The organism is Nocardia terpenica (assembly GCF_013186535.1).
GTDB classification, from domain to species: domain Bacteria; phylum Actinomycetota; class Actinomycetes; order Mycobacteriales; family Mycobacteriaceae; genus Nocardia; species Nocardia terpenica.
On sequence record NZ_JABMCZ010000001.1, the window covers coordinates 1,476,218 to 1,493,190 of the forward strand.

At 69.7% G+C, this 16,973-nt stretch carries 14 protein-coding genes; 11 read left to right on the forward strand and 3 right to left on the reverse strand.

Translation table 11 applies throughout. The annotated features are described in order from the left end of the window. The first annotated feature begins 127 nt into the window (after positions 1-127). Entirely contained in the window at positions 128-2,347 is a 2,220-nt protein-coding gene (locus HPY32_RS06965) for a UvrD-helicase domain-containing protein (RefSeq protein ID WP_067592342.1), read from the forward strand. Next, complete coding sequence (locus HPY32_RS06970; protein WP_067592339.1) at positions 2,344-3,255, forward strand: tellurite resistance/C4-dicarboxylate transporter family protein; 912 nt, start codon at positions 2,344-2,346, stop codon at positions 3,253-3,255. Before HPY32_RS06965 ends, HPY32_RS06970 begins: the two co-directional genes overlap by 4 nt. 10 nt (positions 3,256-3,265) lie before the next feature. Here the strand turns inward: HPY32_RS06970 and HPY32_RS06975 are convergent, their stop codons facing one another. Continuing rightward, complete coding sequence (locus tag HPY32_RS06975; protein WP_067592337.1) at positions 3,266-4,765, reverse strand: PucR family transcriptional regulator; 1,500 nt, start codon at positions 4,763-4,765, stop codon at positions 3,266-3,268. A gap of 207 nt (positions 4,766-4,972) precedes the next feature. On the opposite strand from HPY32_RS06975, the gene HPY32_RS06980 reads away from it, so the two are divergent. From HPY32_RS06980 to HPY32_RS07005, 6 genes are all read left to right on the forward strand, one after another. Next, on the forward strand, positions 4,973-5,842 hold the full coding sequence (locus tag HPY32_RS06980) for an FAD binding domain-containing protein (protein ID WP_067596137.1): 870 nt from the start codon (positions 4,973-4,975) through the stop codon (positions 5,840-5,842). After that, a complete protein-coding gene (locus HPY32_RS06985) occupies positions 5,842-6,327 on the forward strand; it encodes a (2Fe-2S)-binding protein (RefSeq protein ID WP_067592335.1) in 486 nt (161 codons plus the stop codon). Before HPY32_RS06980 ends, HPY32_RS06985 begins: the two co-directional genes overlap by 1 nt. Then, the gene (locus tag HPY32_RS06990) at positions 6,324-7,676 is read left to right on the forward strand and encodes an 8-oxoguanine deaminase (RefSeq protein WP_171982733.1); all 1,353 of its coding nucleotides are present in this window, start codon (positions 6,324-6,326) and stop codon (positions 7,674-7,676) included. Before HPY32_RS06985 ends, HPY32_RS06990 begins: the two co-directional genes overlap by 4 nt. Then, positions 7,673-10,003, forward strand: a complete 2,331-nt coding sequence (locus HPY32_RS06995) for a molybdopterin cofactor-binding domain-containing protein (protein ID WP_171982734.1) — start codon at positions 7,673-7,675, stop codon at positions 10,001-10,003. The genes HPY32_RS06990 and HPY32_RS06995 overlap by 4 nt, the downstream gene beginning before the upstream one ends. Before the next feature lie 109 nt (positions 10,004-10,112). Continuing rightward, complete coding sequence (locus tag HPY32_RS07000) at positions 10,113-11,546, forward strand: NCS2 family permease (protein ID WP_067592326.1); 1,434 nt, start codon at positions 10,113-10,115, stop codon at positions 11,544-11,546. Positions 11,547-11,552: 6 nt separating this feature from the next. Beyond that, the gene (locus HPY32_RS07005; RefSeq protein ID WP_067592324.1) at positions 11,553-12,653 is read left to right on the forward strand and encodes an XdhC family protein; all 1,101 of its coding nucleotides are present in this window, start codon (positions 11,553-11,555) and stop codon (positions 12,651-12,653) included. Between the two features lie 136 nt (positions 12,654-12,789). Here the strand turns inward: HPY32_RS07005 and HPY32_RS07010 are convergent, their stop codons facing one another. After that, positions 12,790-13,749: an LLM class flavin-dependent oxidoreductase gene (locus tag HPY32_RS07010; protein WP_216675882.1), complete on the reverse strand. Its 960-nt coding sequence runs from the start codon at positions 13,747-13,749 to the stop codon at positions 12,790-12,792. Positions 13,750-13,853: 104 nt separating this feature from the next. Between HPY32_RS07010 and HPY32_RS07015 the strand changes: the two genes are divergently transcribed. The 3 genes from HPY32_RS07015 (at position 13,854) to HPY32_RS07025 (ending at position 16,189) form a co-directional block, all read left to right on the forward strand. Continuing rightward, complete coding sequence (locus HPY32_RS07015) at positions 13,854-14,633, forward strand: enoyl-CoA hydratase-related protein (protein ID WP_067592322.1); 780 nt, start codon at positions 13,854-13,856, stop codon at positions 14,631-14,633. A gap of 291 nt (positions 14,634-14,924) precedes the next feature. Then, positions 14,925-15,353 (forward strand): helix-turn-helix domain-containing protein, encoded by a 429-nt coding sequence (locus tag HPY32_RS07020; protein ID WP_067592320.1) that lies wholly within the window; start codon positions 14,925-14,927, stop codon positions 15,351-15,353. Further along, on the forward strand, positions 15,350-16,189 hold the full coding sequence (locus tag HPY32_RS07025; RefSeq protein ID WP_067592318.1) for an alpha/beta fold hydrolase: 840 nt from the start codon (positions 15,350-15,352) through the stop codon (positions 16,187-16,189). Before HPY32_RS07020 ends, HPY32_RS07025 begins: the two co-directional genes overlap by 4 nt. Positions 16,190-16,200: 11 nt before the next feature. On the opposite strand, the gene HPY32_RS07030 is transcribed toward HPY32_RS07025, so the two are convergent. After that, on the reverse strand, positions 16,201-16,941 hold the full coding sequence (locus HPY32_RS07030) for an SDR family oxidoreductase (RefSeq protein ID WP_067592316.1): 741 nt from the start codon (positions 16,939-16,941) through the stop codon (positions 16,201-16,203). Positions 16,942-16,973: the final 32 nt, after the last annotated feature.

The window sequence follows — 16,973 nt, forward strand, 5'->3', positions numbered from 1 at the left end:
AATTCGAAATCGGGAGCGCACGCGGAGGTTCCGATGACAGATCGGAGATTCCCTCTACTATGGATAGAGGCTCAACTGAAGAATGCGAAAAACCTTCTCTGACTTATTATTTCACAGCGAGGTTCTCTTGTCAAATTTCGACTACGAAACCGAATTGTCGGCCGAACGTGAGTACGTCGCATTCCTGTACGAGCGACTGGATGCGGCCAGAAATGCGGCGGCCGACAGGCGTGCCGATGCGCTGGGCGGGAATGGGGCCGCGTCCCCGGAGGAGCGGTGGCAGCGCGAGGTGGCGGTGGGCACGTGGACGACCGCGGTCGGCAGGTACCACGCGGCCGAGAACGGTTTGTGTTTCGGGCGTCTGGACCGCGCCGCCGAGCGGCCGACCTATATCGGGCGCATAGGACTGTTCGACGAGGCCAACGATTTCGAGCCGTACCTGCTGGATTGGCGCGCCCCCGCGGCGCGGCCGTTCTATACGGCCACCGTGGCATGTCCGGAGGGTGTGGTGCGACGGCGGCACCTGCGGACCCGGGGCCGCGACGTCACCGGTTTCCACGACGACGTGTTCGATCTCGGTGCGGCCGGGGCGGATTCGGATGCGGCGCTGCTGGCGGCGCTGGACGCGCCGCGGGAACCGACGATGCGCGATATCGTCGCCACGATCCAGGCCGAGCAGGACGAGATCATCCGGCTGCCGCATGCGGGCATCGTGGTCATCGAGGGCGGGCCCGGCACCGGGAAGACGGCGGTGGCCCTGCATCGGGTGGCGTATCTGCTCTACTCGCGGCGGGAGCGGCTGTCCCGGCACGGCGTGCTCGTCGTCGGTCCCCATCCGGTGTTCCTGACCTTCATCGGCGATGTGCTGCCGTCGCTGGGCGAGACCGATGTCGTGTTCGCCACGCCCGGCGAGCTCATGCCCGGGGTGCGCACGACCGCCGAGGACGCGCCGGAGGTGCAGCGGCTCAAGGGAAGTCTGGTCATGCTCGAGGTGCTGGCGGCGGCGATCGCGGACCGGCAGGAGCTGCCGGATGATCCGATCCCGGTGGAGTTGAGCGATGTGACCATCGACATCGATCGCCGGGTGGTCGCGGCGGCGCGGGACGGCGCCCGCGCAACCGGCCTGCGGCACAACGAGGCTCGCCGCGTCTTCCGCGATCGGCTGCTCGACGGGCTCGCCGCGCGGGCGGTGGCGAAGATCGGCGCCGGGTGGTTGACCGCGCGCGATACCGTCGTCCGGGCCGAGCTGAGCGCCGATGCCCGCGCGGAGCTGGCCGCTCACGTCGTGGTGCGCGCGGCGGTGAATCGGTTGTGGCCGAACCTGACTCCGCGGCGGCTGCTCGCCGAGCTGTTCGCCTCGCCCGATCGGGTGGCGGCCGCGACCGCCGCGCTGCCGGAGCCGGATCGGGCGCTGCTGCTGCGCGAAGACGGTGCGGCATGGACGATCTCGGATGTGCCGCTGCTGGACGAGGCGGCCGAACTGCTCGGCGTCGACGACGGCGCGGCGCGGCGGGCGGCGGATCGCGCCCGCCGCGACCGGATCGACTACGCCGAGGGCGTGCTCGCGATCATGGACACCGACGAGGATCCCGACGGCGAACTGCTGCGCGCGGTCGACGTGATCGATGCGGAGGAACTGGCCGAACGTCATGCGGGACGCGATCACCGGACGCTGGCCGAACGCGCCGCCGCGGACCGGGAATGGACCTACGGCCACATCGTGGTGGACGAGGCCCAGGAACTGTCCGCCATGGACTGGCGGGTGCTGATGCGCCGCTGCCCCGGCAAATCCATGACCATCGTCGGCGACCGCGCCCAGCGCCGCTCGCCCGCGGGCGCCCGCACCTGGGCGGATATGCTCGATCCCTACGCGCCGAATCGCTGGGTCTACCGCACGCTCACCGTCAACTACCGCACCCCCGGCGAGATCATGGATATGGCGGCCCGAGTGCTCGCCGAGGTGGATGCGACGGCTGTACCACCGAAGTCGGTGCGTCGCGCCGGAATCCGCCCCACCGTGTCCCGAACGGATGAATTGTCCATGGCCGTCACCGAACTCGTGCGAACGGCGACGCCGGAGGCGGGCTCCGTCGCCGTCATCGCACCCGAAGGTGTCGACTTGCCCATCGAACCACCCGTTCTCACTCCCTCGGCCGCGAAGGGCCTGGAATTCGACGTCGTCATCGTTGTCGAGCCGGGCATGATTCTGGAAGGCTCCGCATACAGCGCGGCAGACCTATATGTCGCCCTCACCCGCGCGACCCGCCACCTGCACATCATCCACTCCGGTCCGCTACCAACGGCATTGGCGGACCATCGAGACCGCGAGCACAGGGAGACACGGTGACGAGGAGGCGCTTCGGGTGGCGAGAATTTCCTCCGGCGGCCGGGTCGTTCGTCATGGCTACCGGGATTGTTTCGGTGGGGCTGCACACGGTCGGGTTCGAGGTGCTGTCCTGGGGCCTGCTCGGGCTCGCCGGTGCGGTGTGGCTGCTGTTGGCCGTGGACTTTTTCGTCCGGTTGGTCGGGGATTTCGGGCGGTGGCGGGTGGAGGCCGGTAAGCCGCCCGCCCTCACCGGTGTCGCCGCGACCACGGTGCTCGGTACCCGGATCAGCCTGCTGGGCTGGCATTGGCTCGCGGCCGCCCTGCTGGCGATCGGGGCCGCGGCCTGGCCGGTGCTGTTGATCGCCGTCCTGGGACACTGGCAGCGGCGGCTGCCCGGGGTGGCGTTCCTGGTGTGCGTGTCCACGCAGGGGCTGGCGGTGCTGAGCGTGACGTTATCGATCGCGGGGATGGGGGATTGGCTCGCCCCGGTGGCGCTGGCGCTGTGGGTGTTCGGGTTGTGCCTGTACGCGGTGGCACTGTGGCGCTTCGATATTCGTCAGGTGTGGACCGGCGCGGGTGACCAGTGGGTGGCCTCGGGCGCGCTCGCCATCTCGGCCCTCGCGGTCGCCAAACTCGTTGCCGCGCACCGCTGGGACGATGACGTTTTGCGGGCCGCCACGCTGGTGGTGCTCGGCCTGTGCCTGGCGTGGTACGCGGTCCTGCTCGTGGCCGAGGCGGTCCGCCCGCGCAAGCACTACGACATTCGCCGCTGGGCGACGGTCTTCCCGCTCGGCATGACAGCGGTGGCTACCCTGAGGACCGGTGCGGCGCTGGGAATCTCGTATCTCCACCCGCTCGGGGGAGCGTTGCTGGCGATAGCGGTCGCCGCCTGGGTGCTGGCCTCGGCCGGGCTGGTGGGGTCGAGATAGAGCGCCGGTCTCACCGCAGCGCCAGTGCGAGAAAGAAATCCACCCGATCCTCCAGCCGCGACAGGTTGCGACCCGTCAGCTCCTCGATGCGAGCGATCCGATACCGCAACGTATTCACGTGCACGTGCAGCAATTCCGCGCTGCGGGTCCAGGATCCGTTGGTCTCCAGGAAGGTTTCCAGGGTGTGTACCAGGTCGGCGCCGTTGTCCTGGTCGTAGCGGGTGAGCGGGTCCAGCAGGCGGAGGCGGAACATGCGGCGGACCTCGTCGGGGACGCTGGCGAGAAGCAGCATGTGCGTGGCCAATTCGTCGTGGCCGACGACGCTGGCGGGGCGCTGGCGACCGGCGGCCATGCGGCGGGCGTAGCGGGCCTCCTCGACCGCGCCGCGCAGGCCCTCGCCGTCGACGACGCCGCTGACCCCGATCGACAGGCGGCTGGCGCCGAGCCCGGGTTCCAGCGTGTCCAGGGCGGTGCGAATGAGATCCAGCACCGAATGGCCGGTGGGAATCAGCGCGATCGCCTCGCCGTCCACCACACCCGCGGCGGGCATTCCGCCGTACAGGATTTCGCGGAGCAGGGCGCGAAGTTCCCTGGGCCGCAGGCCCTGTTCGGCCGAGGCGGCCACCGCCACGTAACGGTCGGCGGACCCCAGCCCGGTCAGCTCCAGGCGCGAAATGATCTCGGCCGGTTTGGCATCGGAGACGATCAGCTGGATCAGCTCCTCGGCCAGGCGGCCCTCGGCGCTCTGCCGATCGTCCTGCCGCGCCCGCTCCAGCGAGACCACCGCGGCCAGCTCGCCCGCCAGCGCGCGGCGCTCCTCCGGCCAGTCGGCGCAATCGCCGTCGAACACCAGAAACCAGTCCGCCGCACGGGAAGTCCCGTGCTCGTCGATCGCGAACAGCGAAAAGGGCCGCCCCGCCGAGGTGATCACGCACGGCAGCCGACGGGCGCCCAGGAACGCGGCCGTGGTCTCGACCGGCGGCCGCTGCGGCGGGCCCGACACCACCCGCCCCACCGACGACATCACCCAGCAGCGCAACCCGAGATCGCGCTCGATCATCTCCAGCACCGACCCGAGCCCGGTCCCGGACACCAGCTGCCGATGCCGGTCCAGGATCGCGGCCAGATCCGCCGCCCGACCGGTCGACAGCGCCCGGGTGATCCGCTCGGTCACGGCGGCGAACGACACCTGCTCGTGCACCCGGAACAGCGGCAGCCGATGCCGCACGCACGCCTGGACCACATCCGGCGGCGGCGCGCCGTAGCGGGCATCGCCGGTGGCCAGCGCCGCGACCCGGGCGCGGGCGAGCGTCGCGACGAAGGTCTCGCTGTCCTCCGGCCGGGTGCGCCACTGCATGCCCGTCAGCACCAGTTCGCCGCCGGACAGGTAGCGGCTCGGGTCGAGCATGTCCTGGGTGACCACCCAGCGGACGAACCGGTCGAGCTCCTCTTCCCCCGTGACGAGCTCCAATCCCAAGTCCGTCATGGTGAGCAGGGAACGAAGACGCATGATTCTCGACGCTAACAGTCTGCGCAGCGCATGTCCCGCGTTACCCGATCGTCACACCGTTCGTACGCCGTAACACGCCCGTCACCGGGTTTGGAGATAAGCACAAACTGTCCGGTGTGAAGCAGGGCACAGTTCGGAGTTCCGGTCGTGGCCGCGGCGCCCTTCCGGCGGGTGTACTTGCCAGACGAGATTTCGGACGGAGTGATCATGGAATTCCTGCGACCCGGCACCTGGGCCCAGGCACTGGAATTGAAGGCCGCCCATCCCGGGGCCACCCCGATTCAGGGCGGTACGGATGTGATGGTGGAGCTCAATTTCGACAAGGGCCGCCCGGCCGCGCTGCTGGATCTGAATCCGTGCCGCGAACTGCTCGACATTGCGGAGATCGACGGGAAACTGCGCATCGGCGCGGCGGTCCCGTACGTCAAGATCATTCGTGAGCTGCATCGACAGGTGCCCGCCCTGGCGCAGGCGGCGCGCACGGTGGGGTCGCCGCAGATCCGCAATCGCGGTTCGGTGGGCGGTAATCTCGGGGCCGCGTCCCCGGCCGGGGACAGCCATCCCGCGCTGCTGGCCGCGAATGCCGTGATCGAGGCCGAATCCGCCGAACGCGGCAGCCGGATGATTCCGGTCGACGATTTCTATGTGTGGGTGAAGAAGAACGCCCTGGAACCGGACGAGTTGATTCGGGCGGTATGGCTTCCGCTGGCGACCGGGCCGCAATATTTCTCGAAAGTGGGTACCCGGAACGCGATGGTTATCGCGGTGTGCTCGTTCGCGATCGCGCTCCACCCGGAGGATCGCAGTGCCGGCACCGGCATCGGGTCGTCGGGGCCCACGCCGATGCGCGCCGTTCCGGCCGAGGAATTCCTGGCCGCGGCGCTGCCGTGGGACGATCCGGCGCCGCTGGCGGATTCGCTGCTGCGGGAATTCGGGTCGCTTGTTGCGGCATCGGCAAAACCTATCGACGATGTGCGCGGCACCGCGGACTATCGCAAACACGCCCTGTCGGTACTCGCGCGCCGCACGCTGACCTGGGCCTGGAACGACTTCGCGGCGCAGAGGAGGGCGGCCTGATGCGGGTGAGCGTCGAGGTCAACGGGTCCGCCGAGACCGTGGACGAGGTGTGGGAGGGCGAGAGCCTGCTGTACATGCTGCGCGAGCGGATGGGGCTGCCGGGCTCGAAGAACGCGTGCGAACAGGGCGAATGTGGTTCGTGCACGGTGTATCTGGACGGGGTGCCGGTGTGTTCGTGCCTGGTCGCGGCCGGGCAGGCGCACGGCCGGTCGGTGCGCACGGTGGAGGGGCTGGCCACCGCATCCGACACCGCGGAGCGGCTCGATCCCATGCAGCAGGCGTTCGTGGAGGCCGGTGCGGTGCAATGCGGTTTCTGCACACCGGGTCTCATCGTGCAGGCGCACGACCTGATCGAGCACAATCCGCGGCCCAGCGATGCCGAGATCCGCGAGGCGCTGGCCGGAAACCTGTGCCGCTGTACCGGTTACGAGAAGATCCTCGATGCCGTGCGGCTGGCCGCACGACGGAAGGCGGAGGCGCGATGAGCACGCTGATTATCGAAAACGCCTATATCGCACCGGTTGTGGGCGCGGAGATCACCTCCGGCCACGTGATCGTGGACGGCGGCCGCATCGCCGCGCTCGGCGCGGGCCCGGCCCCGGCGCGCGCCGGCGCGGAGCGTATCGACGCCGCGGGCTGCCTGGTCACGCCGGGTCTGGTCAACACCCACCATCACCTGTATCAGTGGGCCAGCCAAGGCCTGTACCAGGATTCGACGCTGTTCGAATGGCTGACCGGGCTGTACCGCACCTGGGCGCGCATGGACGCCGAGGTCGTCTACGGCGCGGCCGCGGCGGGGCTGGGCTGGCTGGCGCTGTCGGGCTGCACCACCTCCAGCGACCACCACTACGTGTTCCCGAAGGGGCGCGGTGACCTGTTCGAGGCCGAGGTGCGAGCCGCCGCCGAGCTCGGCCTGCGGTTCCACCCGTGCCGCGGCTCGATGGACCGCGGGCAGTCCGACGGCGGCCTGCCGCCGGACGAGGTGGTCGAGCGCACCGACGACATCCTCACCGGCACCGCCGAAACGATCGACAGCTACCACGATCCGTCGTTCGACTCCATGCTGCGGGTGGCCGTCGCCCCGTGCTCGCCGTTCTCGGTCAGCGAGACATTGATGCGCGAATCCGCGAAGCTGGCCCGCGACAAGGGCGTGCGGCTGCACACCCACCTCGCCGAGACCCTCGACGAGGAAGAGCATTGCCTCGAGCAGATGGGTTGCACCCCGGTCGAATACATGGAGAAGATCGGCTGGCTCGGCGACGACGTGTGGTTCGCGCACGCGGTGCACCTGCACGACAAGGACATTCGGCGCTTCGCCGACACCGGCACCGGCTCGGCGCACTGCCCGACCTCCAACGCCCGCCTCGGCGCCGGAATCGCCCGGGTGACGGATCTGCTGGCCGCGGGCGCGCCCGTCGGGCTCGGCGTGGACGGCTCCGCCTCCAGCGAGCTGACCTCGATGGCCGGAGAAATGCGGCAGGCCATGCTGTTCCAGCGCGCGGTGCACGGCCCGACCGCGCTGACCGCCCGGCAGGCGCTGGAACTCGGCACCCTCGGCGGCGCCCGGAACCTGGGCCGCCACACCGAGATCGGCAGCCTGGAGGTCGGCAAGCTGGCCGATATCGCCGTGTGGCGGGTGGACGGATTCCGCGCCGCGATCGCCGATCCGGTGTGCTCGCTGGTCTTCGGTCCGACCCCGCCGCTGGCGCGGCTGCTGGTCGGCGGCCGCACCGTGGTGGCCGACGACGAGTTGCGCACGGTGGCACAGGATTCGGTGGCCAGCGCCGGCGCCGCGGCCCGGCGTCGGCTGATGCGCGCGGAGGAGTCGCGATGACCTCGACACGTTCCACCCGCTTCCCCGGCGAGGTCGTCGCGCCCGGGCGGGGCGGCATCGGCGAGAGCCCGCTGCGCCCGGACGCCACGCTGAAGGTGAAGGGCGAGTTCGCCTATGCCTCGGACCTGTGGATGGACGGCATGCTCTGGGGCATGACGCTGCGCAGCCCGCATCCGCGGGCCCGCATCGTGCGCCTGAATCTCGCTCCCGCCCTGGCGATGCCGGGCGTGTTCGCGGTGCTCACCCACGAGGACGTGCCCGGCCGCAAGGTGTACGGGCTGGACCACACCTGGGACCAGCCGGTGCTGGCCATCGGCGAGGTGCGCCACCAGGGCGAGCCGGTCGCGCTGGTCGCCGCCGATCATCCCGAGATCGCCCGTCGCGCACTGGCGGCCATCGAGATCGAGTGGGAGGTGCTGGAGCCGATCATCGATCCCGTTGCGGTGGTGGACGATCCGGAGAACCTGACGGTGCAGGAGCGCGGCGGCATCGCCCGGCATCAGCCGGTGCGGGTCGGCGACCTCGAGGTGGGCCGCGCGCTCGCCGACGTGATCGTCGAGGAGCACTACGAGGTCGGCATCCAGGACCAGGCCTTCCTGGGACCCGAATCGGGCCTGGTGATTCCCGGCGAGGACGGTGGCCTGGACTTCTACGTGGCCACCCAGTGGATGCACAACGACCTGTCCCAGATCGGCCCGTGCCTGGGCCTGCCGGAGGAGAAGATCCGCATGACCCTCGCCGGGGTGGGCGGGGCGTTCGGCGGGCGCGAGGACCTGTCCATGCAGATCCACGCGGGCATGCTCGCCATGTACACCGGCAAGCCGATCAAGATGATGTACAACCGCGAGGAGTCGTTCTTCGGTCACGTGCACCGGCATCCGGCGCGCATGTGGTACGAGTACGGGGCCACCCGCGCGGGCAAGCTCACCTACGCCAAGGTGAAGATCGTGCTCGACGGCGGCGCGTACACCTCGGCGACGCTGAACGTCACCGGCAACGCGGCCTCACTCGCGGTGGGGCCCTACGAGATTCCGCACCTCGAGATCGACGCCTACGGCGTCTACACCAACAACCCGCCGTGCGGGGCGATGCGCGGATTCGGCGCGGTGCAAGCCTGTTTCGCGCACGAGTCGATGATGGACAAGCTCGCGGACGCACTCGAGATGGATCCGGTGCGGGTGCGGCAGATCAATGCCGTGTCCGAGGGATCCGCGCTGGCCACCGGGCAGGTGCTGCACGCGCCGACACCGCTGCGGGAGATGCTCGGGCAGCTGCGGGACATGCCGCTGCCGGATGCCTTGGACGCCACCGATATTCGTAACCTGCCCGGCGGGGCGTCGCAGACCACGCACGGTGAGGGCGTGGTGCGCGGCATCGGGTACGGCGTCGGCATCAAGAACATCTGCTTCTCCGAGGGATTCGACGACTACTCCACCGCCAGAGTGCGATTGGAGGTCATCGGCGGCGAGCCGGTGGCGCTGGTGCACACCGCGGCCGCCGAGGTGGGGCAGGGCCTGGTCACCGTGGAGGCGCAGATCGCGCGCACCGAACTCGGCGTCGAGCAGGTCACCATCCATCCCGCCGACAACGGCGTCGGCGACGCCGGATCCTCCTCGGCATCGCGGCAGACCTACATGACCGGGGGCGCGGTCAAGACCGCCTGCGAGGCCGTGCGCGACCGGGTGCTCGCGCTGGCCGCCGCCCAGGGATACGCGCGGGCCGCGGGGCTGGTGGGCGGCAAGGTGGTCTCGCACACCGGCGAGGTGCTGGCGGCGCTGGTCGACGTCCTCGATGAGGGGGTCGTCGAAGAAACCCGCGAATACCACCACCAGCCCACCACCGGCATGGATCCGGTGACGGGACAGGGCAATTCACACACCCAGCTCGCCGTCTGCGTGCACCGCGCGGTGGTCGACGTCGACACCGAACTGGGCCTGGTGAAGGTGGTCGCCCTGGACGCCGTCCAGGACGTCGGCCGGATCATGAACCGGCTGTCGCTGGAGGGCCAGATCCACGGCGGGTCCGTGCAGGGCCTCGGCCTGGCGGTCATGGAGGAAATCCAGGTAACCAACGGAAAGGTGCGCAACCCCTCGTTCACGGACTATCTCATCCCCACCATTCTCGACACCCCCACGCAGAAGCTGGAAATCCTCGAGAACGCCGATCCGCGGGCGCCCTACGGCCTGCGCGGCGCCGGAGAGCCCCCGACGCTCTCCTCCACCCCGGCCATCGTTTCGGCGATTCGCCACGCCTGCCGGGCCGCCGGCGGCACCGGTCACCTGACACGGGTGCCGGTGCGGCCGGAGGACATCATTCAAAGCTGTTGATCAACAGGAGGTTCCGGCTCTGCCGGGACCCCACAACCGCATTACCGTACCCCAGGTCCGCTGACGGCACGGACCGCAAGGTCGGCTATGCCCCGAGGAGGGCACGCCAATGACCCAAGTAGAAACCCGCACCACCCCCGTGATCGGCAGATCCGTAGGCGAGCGGATCTTCCGGCTCCGGGAACGCCGCACCACCGTGTCCCGCGAAATACGCGGTGGTATCACCACTTTCGTCGCGATGGCCTACGTCATCCTGCTGGTGCCGCTGATTCTGGGCGGCGCCACCGATATCGACGGCAATCATCTGAGCATCGCCCAACTCACCACGGCCACGGCGTTGTCCGCGGGCCTGTCCACCGTTCTCATGGGTCTGGTGGGCAATGTGCCGCTGGCGCTGGCCGCCGGGCTCGGGGTGGTGCCGGTGGTGGCCTTCCAGGCCGCCCCGCACATGACCTGGCCGCAGACCATGGGCCTGGTGGTGCTGATGGGCGTGATCATCGTGATCCTGGCCGCGACCGGGCTGCGGACGATGATCATCAACGCGATTCCGTTGGCGCTCAAGAACGCGATCGGCGTCGGGATCGGCATGTTCATCGCGCTGATCGGCCTGGTGTCCTCCGGGGTGGTCGGGCACGGTTCGCCGACCGGGCCGCCGGTGGGGCTGGGGCCCGACGGGCACCTGGAGGGCTGGCCGGTCGTGATCTTCGCCGTCGGTCTGCTGCTCATGCTCGCGCTGTACATCCGCAAGGTGCCGGGCACGATCCTGATCAGCATCGCGATCTCCACCGTGCTGGCGATCATCGTCAACGCGGTGGCCACCATCGACCCCAAGGCGTGGGGCACCGTGGTGCCGAAGCTGCCCAAAGGTCTGTTCGCCGCACCGGATTTCGGGCTGATGCTGCACATCGATCCGTTCGGCGGTTTCGTCCGGGCGGGTGCGCTGACCGCCGGGGTGGTGTTGTTCACGCTGGTGCTGACCGGCTTCTTCGACGCCATGGGAACGGTTTTCGGGGTGTGCGACGAGGCGGGGCTGCTCGACGAGCGGGGCAGCATGCCCGGCCTCGGCAAGGTGCTGACCATGGACGGCATCGCGCAGATCATCGGCGGTGCCAGCGGCGGCGCGGGCGCCACCGTGTATGTCGAGTCGGCGACCGGTGTCGGTGAGGGCGCGCGCACCGGCCTGACCAGCGTGATGACCGGCGGATTGTTCTGTCTCGCCGTGTTTTTCACCCCGATCGCCGGGGTGGTGCCGATCCAGGCCGCGGCCCCGGCGCTGGTGCTGGTGGGGGCGCTGATGATGACGCAGGCGCGCAAGATCGACTGGAGCGACCTGGAACTCGCCGTTCCGGCGTTCCTGACGATCGTCGCGATGCCGTTCACCTACTCCATCACCAACGGGGTGGGCGCGGGCCTGATCTCCTACACCGTGATCAAGGCCGCACGCGGGAAGTTCCGCGAGATCCACGGGTTGGTGTGGGTGGTGAGTGCGGTATTCGCCTGCTACTTCGGCATCTCCGCCATCGAACTGCTGTTGAAAGGGTGACGGGATATGCGCGAGCTGACCGCACGGTTGCTGCAATGGCATGCGGCGCACCAGGACTACGCCGTCGCCAGCATTATCGGTGTGACCGGCAGTGCTCCCCGGCCGCTGGGTGCGGCCATGGCGGTGGATGATTCGGGTACCGCCATCGGGAGCATCTCCGGCGGCTGCGTCGAGGGCGCGGTGTACGAGCTGTGCCGGGAGGTGCTGCGCACCGGGGAGCCGCGGCGGGAAACCTTCGGCTACAGCGATTCCGACGCCTTCGCGGTCGGATTGACCTGTGGCGGAGCGCTGGAGGTGCTGGTGCAGCGGGTCGGCTCACTCGAGCGTGCCACGCTCGAGCGGGCGCTGCGCTGCGAGGATGCGGTGGCGCTGGTCCGGGATGTGCACACCGGCGCGATGCTGGCGCTGGGGCCGGACTGGGCGGAGGGTGCGTGGTTCGACGAGCGGGTGCTGGCCGAGGCGCGGGCGATGCTCGACCTCGGCGCCACCGGGTTGCGCGTGATCGGTTGCGACGACCGGGAAGTCACGGTGTTCGTGGAATCGTCGGTGCCGCCGCCGCGGATGATCGTGTTCGGTGCCATCGATTTCGCCGGGGCCGTCGCCCGCATCGGCAAGTTCCTCGGCTATCACGTCACGGTGTGCGACGCCCGGCCGGTATTCGCCACGCGGGCACGGTTTCCCGAGGCCGACGAGGTGGTGGTGGACTGGCCGCACCGCTATCTGGCGGGGACCCGGGTGGATTCGCGCACGGTGATCTGCGTCCTCACCCACGACGCGAAATTCGATGTCCCCGTGCTCGAGGTGGCCTTACGCCTGCCGGTGGCCTACGTCGGCGCCATGGGTTCGCGCCGCACCCACACCGACCGCACCGCCCGCCTGCTGGCCGCCGGGCTCACCGAATCCGAACTGTCCCGGCTCCATTCGCCCATCGGCCTCGACCTCGGCGGCCACACGCCGGAGGAAACGGCCGTGGCCGTCGCCGCGGAAATCGTCGCGGTCCGCCGCGGCGGCTCCGGCCTGGCCCTAACCGAAACCGACGGCCCTATCCACCGCTTCTCCGTCCATGAAACGGTCGGCCCACCGCCTATGGAGTACTCGGGGGCATAGGACATCCCGGCGCCCCCGTCATGATCCCGGCGTGCCCCCGTCAGGATCCCGGCGTGCCCCCGTCATGATCCCGGCGTGCTTTTGGCCGGGATCTCACCGTAGATTCCGGCCAAAAGCACGCCGGAATCTATATGTATCAAGGCATTACGCGAGGTAGGCGATCGAGCAGCGCCGTGACCCGATCGAGCTGAGCAGCGAACGTTATCGGATCGATGGCGGCAATGCGGAGCAGAATGTGCTCGGCCCCGGCCTCGACATATCGGTTGAGCCGGGACGCAACATCTTCGGCGGAGCCTGCGATCATGACCTGGATCTGTTCGATCCTTTCCAGGGGCATGCGGTAGGTGGTCTCCGCGTAGTCACGCATTACGGCGCGGGCGCGATCGGGATCGTCGTCGACGACGATCGTGGCGAACAGGGCCGGGGTGAGCGGGGTGTCGGCTCGATCGGAAGTCGGACGGGCGGTGCGGATTGCGGCCAGGCCGGAGGCGTAGTCGGCGACATCGGGTGGGTAGGGCAGCCAGCCGTCGTAGTGGCGGGCGGTGCGCGCCAATGCCTGCGGGGTGATGCCGCCGAGCCAGATCGGCGGGCCGCCCGGCCGGTGCGGGCGCGGCACCTCGGGCAGCCAGTCGTAGCGAAGAACCTTGCCGCGGAAGGGCTCCGAGTTTCCCGACCACAGCCGCCGCCACAGGTGCACCGTATCGTCCAGATGCGAGAAACGGGTCCGGAACCGCACGCCGGACAGCTCGAACTCCGGCTCGCTGATCCCCGGAAAGCCCCCTCCCACACCGAGAATCAACCGCCCCTCGGCCAGCAGATCCAGCGAGGCTATGGTCAGCGCCGCCTGCACCGGATTGCGATACGCGGGAATGAGCACGGCCGTCCCGAGCGTAATGCGCTCGGTCACCGAACTCACCGCCGCCAGCAACGCCAACGGCTCGATCCGCGCCCGCAGCAGCGAATCCCCCACCCACACCGAATCGAACCCCCGCCGCTCCGCCCCCACCACCAACTCGACCACCCCGCGCACCGACCCCCCGGCCACCACCTGCGCATGCCCCGCCGGAGCAACCAGCCCATACCGAATCTCATTCACACCCCCAGCCTCACCCCGGCACCGACAAGCCTCAATTCCCCGCAGGGTATGAGGGCACGCCGAAATGACGAAAAGACCGGAGGGTGGCGCACTACCGTGAACGCATGACCGCTGTGGAGTATCGGCATCTGCTCGTTGCGCGGGACGGGGCGACCGTGCGTATCACCATGAATCGGCCGGATCGGCGGAATGCGCTGTCGGGGGAGCATCTGGGGGAGTTGCTGGCGGCGTTTCGGGCCGCGGGGGAGACGGATGCGACGGGGATCGTGCTGGGGGCGGCGGGGCCGGTGTTCTCGGCGGGGCACGACTTCGGCGATGTGGCGGCGCGGGATCTGCTGGGCGTGCGCGAATTGCTCACGCTGTGCACCGACGTGATGTCGGCGATCGAATCGGTGCCGCAGGTGGTCATCGCGCGGGTGCACGGGCTGGCCACGGCCGCGGGCTGTCAGCTGGTGGCGTCCTGCGATCTGGCGGTGGCCGCCGAATCGGCCGGATTCGCCCTGCCCGGCGGCAAGGGCGGCTGGTTCTGCCACACGCCCGCGGTGCCGGTGGCGCGAGCCGTGGGCCGCAAGCGCCTGATGGAACTGGCCCTGACCGGCGACCCGATCGATGCGCGCACCGCCGAGCAGTGGGGGCTGATCAATCGCGTCGTGCCCGACGCCGACCTGGACGCGGCCGTCGCGGATCTCCTGGCCCGCGCCACCCGCGGCAGCCGCGCCAGCAAGGCACTGGGCAAGCGCACCCTCTACGCCCAACTCGACCGCCCCGAGGCCGACGCCTATGCCATCGCGTTGGAGGTCATGGCCGCCGCCTCCCAGCTCCCCGGCGCCCGCGAGGGAATGGCCGCCTTCCTGGCCAAGCGCAGCCCGGTCTGGCCGGACTGACACTTGTCGAGATCGCCTGCGGCCCTGGGAACCCGCTTCGAATGAGGTCGGCCGTGCGGGGGAGTCCGCTCCCGTGGGCGGGGGAGTCCGCTCCCGTGGGCGGGGGAGTCCGCTCCCGTGGGCGGGGAAGTCCACTCTCGTGAGCGGGGAAGTCCACTCTCGTGATCCCGGCGTGCTTTTGGCCGGGATCTTCCGGAAGATCCCGGCCAAAAGCACGCCGGGATCACTCGTTCCCTATTGGTCCTTATAAGTCCCTTTACTTCGACTGGTAGGGAACGATAGAGTACACAAGTGAACAACCCCTTGTACTCCGTGGAGGACGTCGCCGAACGCCTGGGACTGCATGTGCGCACCGTGCGCAGGTATGTCCGGGAGGGGCGGCTGCCCGCCGTGCGCATCGGCAAGCAGTACCGGATCGCACACGCGGACCTGGAGGCGTTCACCGGGGGAGCGGTGCCGCAGGCCCCGCGTGAGTCGGCGCGGCAGCGGCGCATCGAGGCGTCGAGCATCGTGGAGATCGACGCCGTCGGCCGCGAGACCGCCGACCGCGTCACCTCCCTGCTGATGGGCGCGGCCGCCAGTCGGCGCGCCGGTGACGCATCCCTGACCGTGCACACCCTCTACGACGAGGAGCGTGCCCGCATGAAGGTCATCGTGGTGGGCGGATTGGCCGACACCGCACGACTGTTCGACTATCTGGACGGAGTTCTCGCGTCATGACCACCATCTACAAATCCGAGGCCGGTGCCCGCGCGGTCGAGCGGCAGTACCGAGAGGCATTGCGCGCCTGGCCCGTTCCCGGCGAGGAGCTGCGCATTCCCACCCGCGAGGGCGAGACCTTCGTCCTCGCCTCCGGCCCCCGGGACGCGCCGCCGCTGGTGCTGCTGCACGGCTCGGGAGCGAACACATCCATGTGGCGCGGCGACATCGCCCGGTGGGCAACGCATTTCCGCACCTACGCCGTCGATATCGTCGGCGAGCCCGGCCTGAGCGCCCCCGCCCGCCCGGCCCTGACCTCCGACGCCCTTGAGCTCTGGCTCGACGATGTCCTGACGGGCCTGGGACTTTCGCGCACCCCGATCGTCGCCACCTCGCTCGGCGCCTGGGTGGCACTGCGATTCGTGACCCGCCACCCCGAACGGGTCACCCGGCTGGCGCTGCTGTGCCCGGGCGGCATCGGCAGGCAGCAATACGGCTGGATGCCCGCCGCGATCGTCCTCCGCCTGTTCGGCCGTGCCGGAGTGCGCCGTTCGGCGCGCATCGTGACCGGTCTGGACTCGACCGAGGTCGCGGCGGCGCTCGACCAGGTGGCACTGACCTTCTCGTACTTCAAGCCCCGCACCGAACGCCTGCCGATCTTCTCCGACGCGGAGCTGGGCCGCCTCACCATGCCGGTGCTGGCGATCGTCGGCGCCCGCGACGTCCTGTTCGACTCGGCGGAAACCGCACGCCGCCTGCGGGACTGCGTGCCCGACGCGACCGTGCACCTGCTGCCCGGCGTCGGCCACGCGATCCTCGGCCAGACCGACACCGTCCTGGAGTTCTTGCGCCGCTGACGGTTCCGGGATCAGCGCCGGGACAGGTAGTCCGCCCCACCGATGTAGACGGTGTGCCCCGGCTCGGTGCCGGCGACCGTGGCGTCGGCGACGGCGGTCGCGAATTCCGCGACGGTCGGCAGCGGGCCGTGCTGGGTGCGGGCGGCGACGGCGCCGGGATCGCGGCGCTCGAGCAGGCGCACGATGATGGTGCCGTCGATCATATCGCCGGAGACGACGGTGAATCCGACGCCGTGCGAGGTGAATTCGGGGATCAGCCCGCGCAGGGCGTCCTCCCCGGCGCGCTTGCTGGTGGCGATGGGAATGTAGGCGTCGGGCACCGGCTTGCGGCCGTGGAAATGTGCCTGATGGCTGGTGACGAAGACGATCCGCCCGCCCGCGGGCAGCCACGGCAGCGCGAGCCGGACCAGCCGGACCTGTGCATCCCGGTTGACGGCCATGGCGTAGTTCGGCGGAGCGCCCTGCTCTAGCCCGCCGGAGGCGTTGAGCACCAGCACATCCAGGCGGCCGAAGCGCTCGGCGATCCCGTCGATCAGCGACCGCGCGGCGGCCTCGTCGGACAGATCGGCCCCGGCGACCGACGCACTGCCGCCCGCGGCCGCGATCGCGTCCGCAAGTTCGCGTGCCCGCCTGCGCTTCTCGCGATAGTTGACCACCACGTGGTCGCCGCGGGCGGCCAGCAGCCGGGCCGTCTCCGCGCCGATGCCGCGGGATGCCCCGGTTACCAACACGATTCGCCGCGAGTCCACGATCCGCTCCCCGTTCGATTGCTTCTATTTCAGAA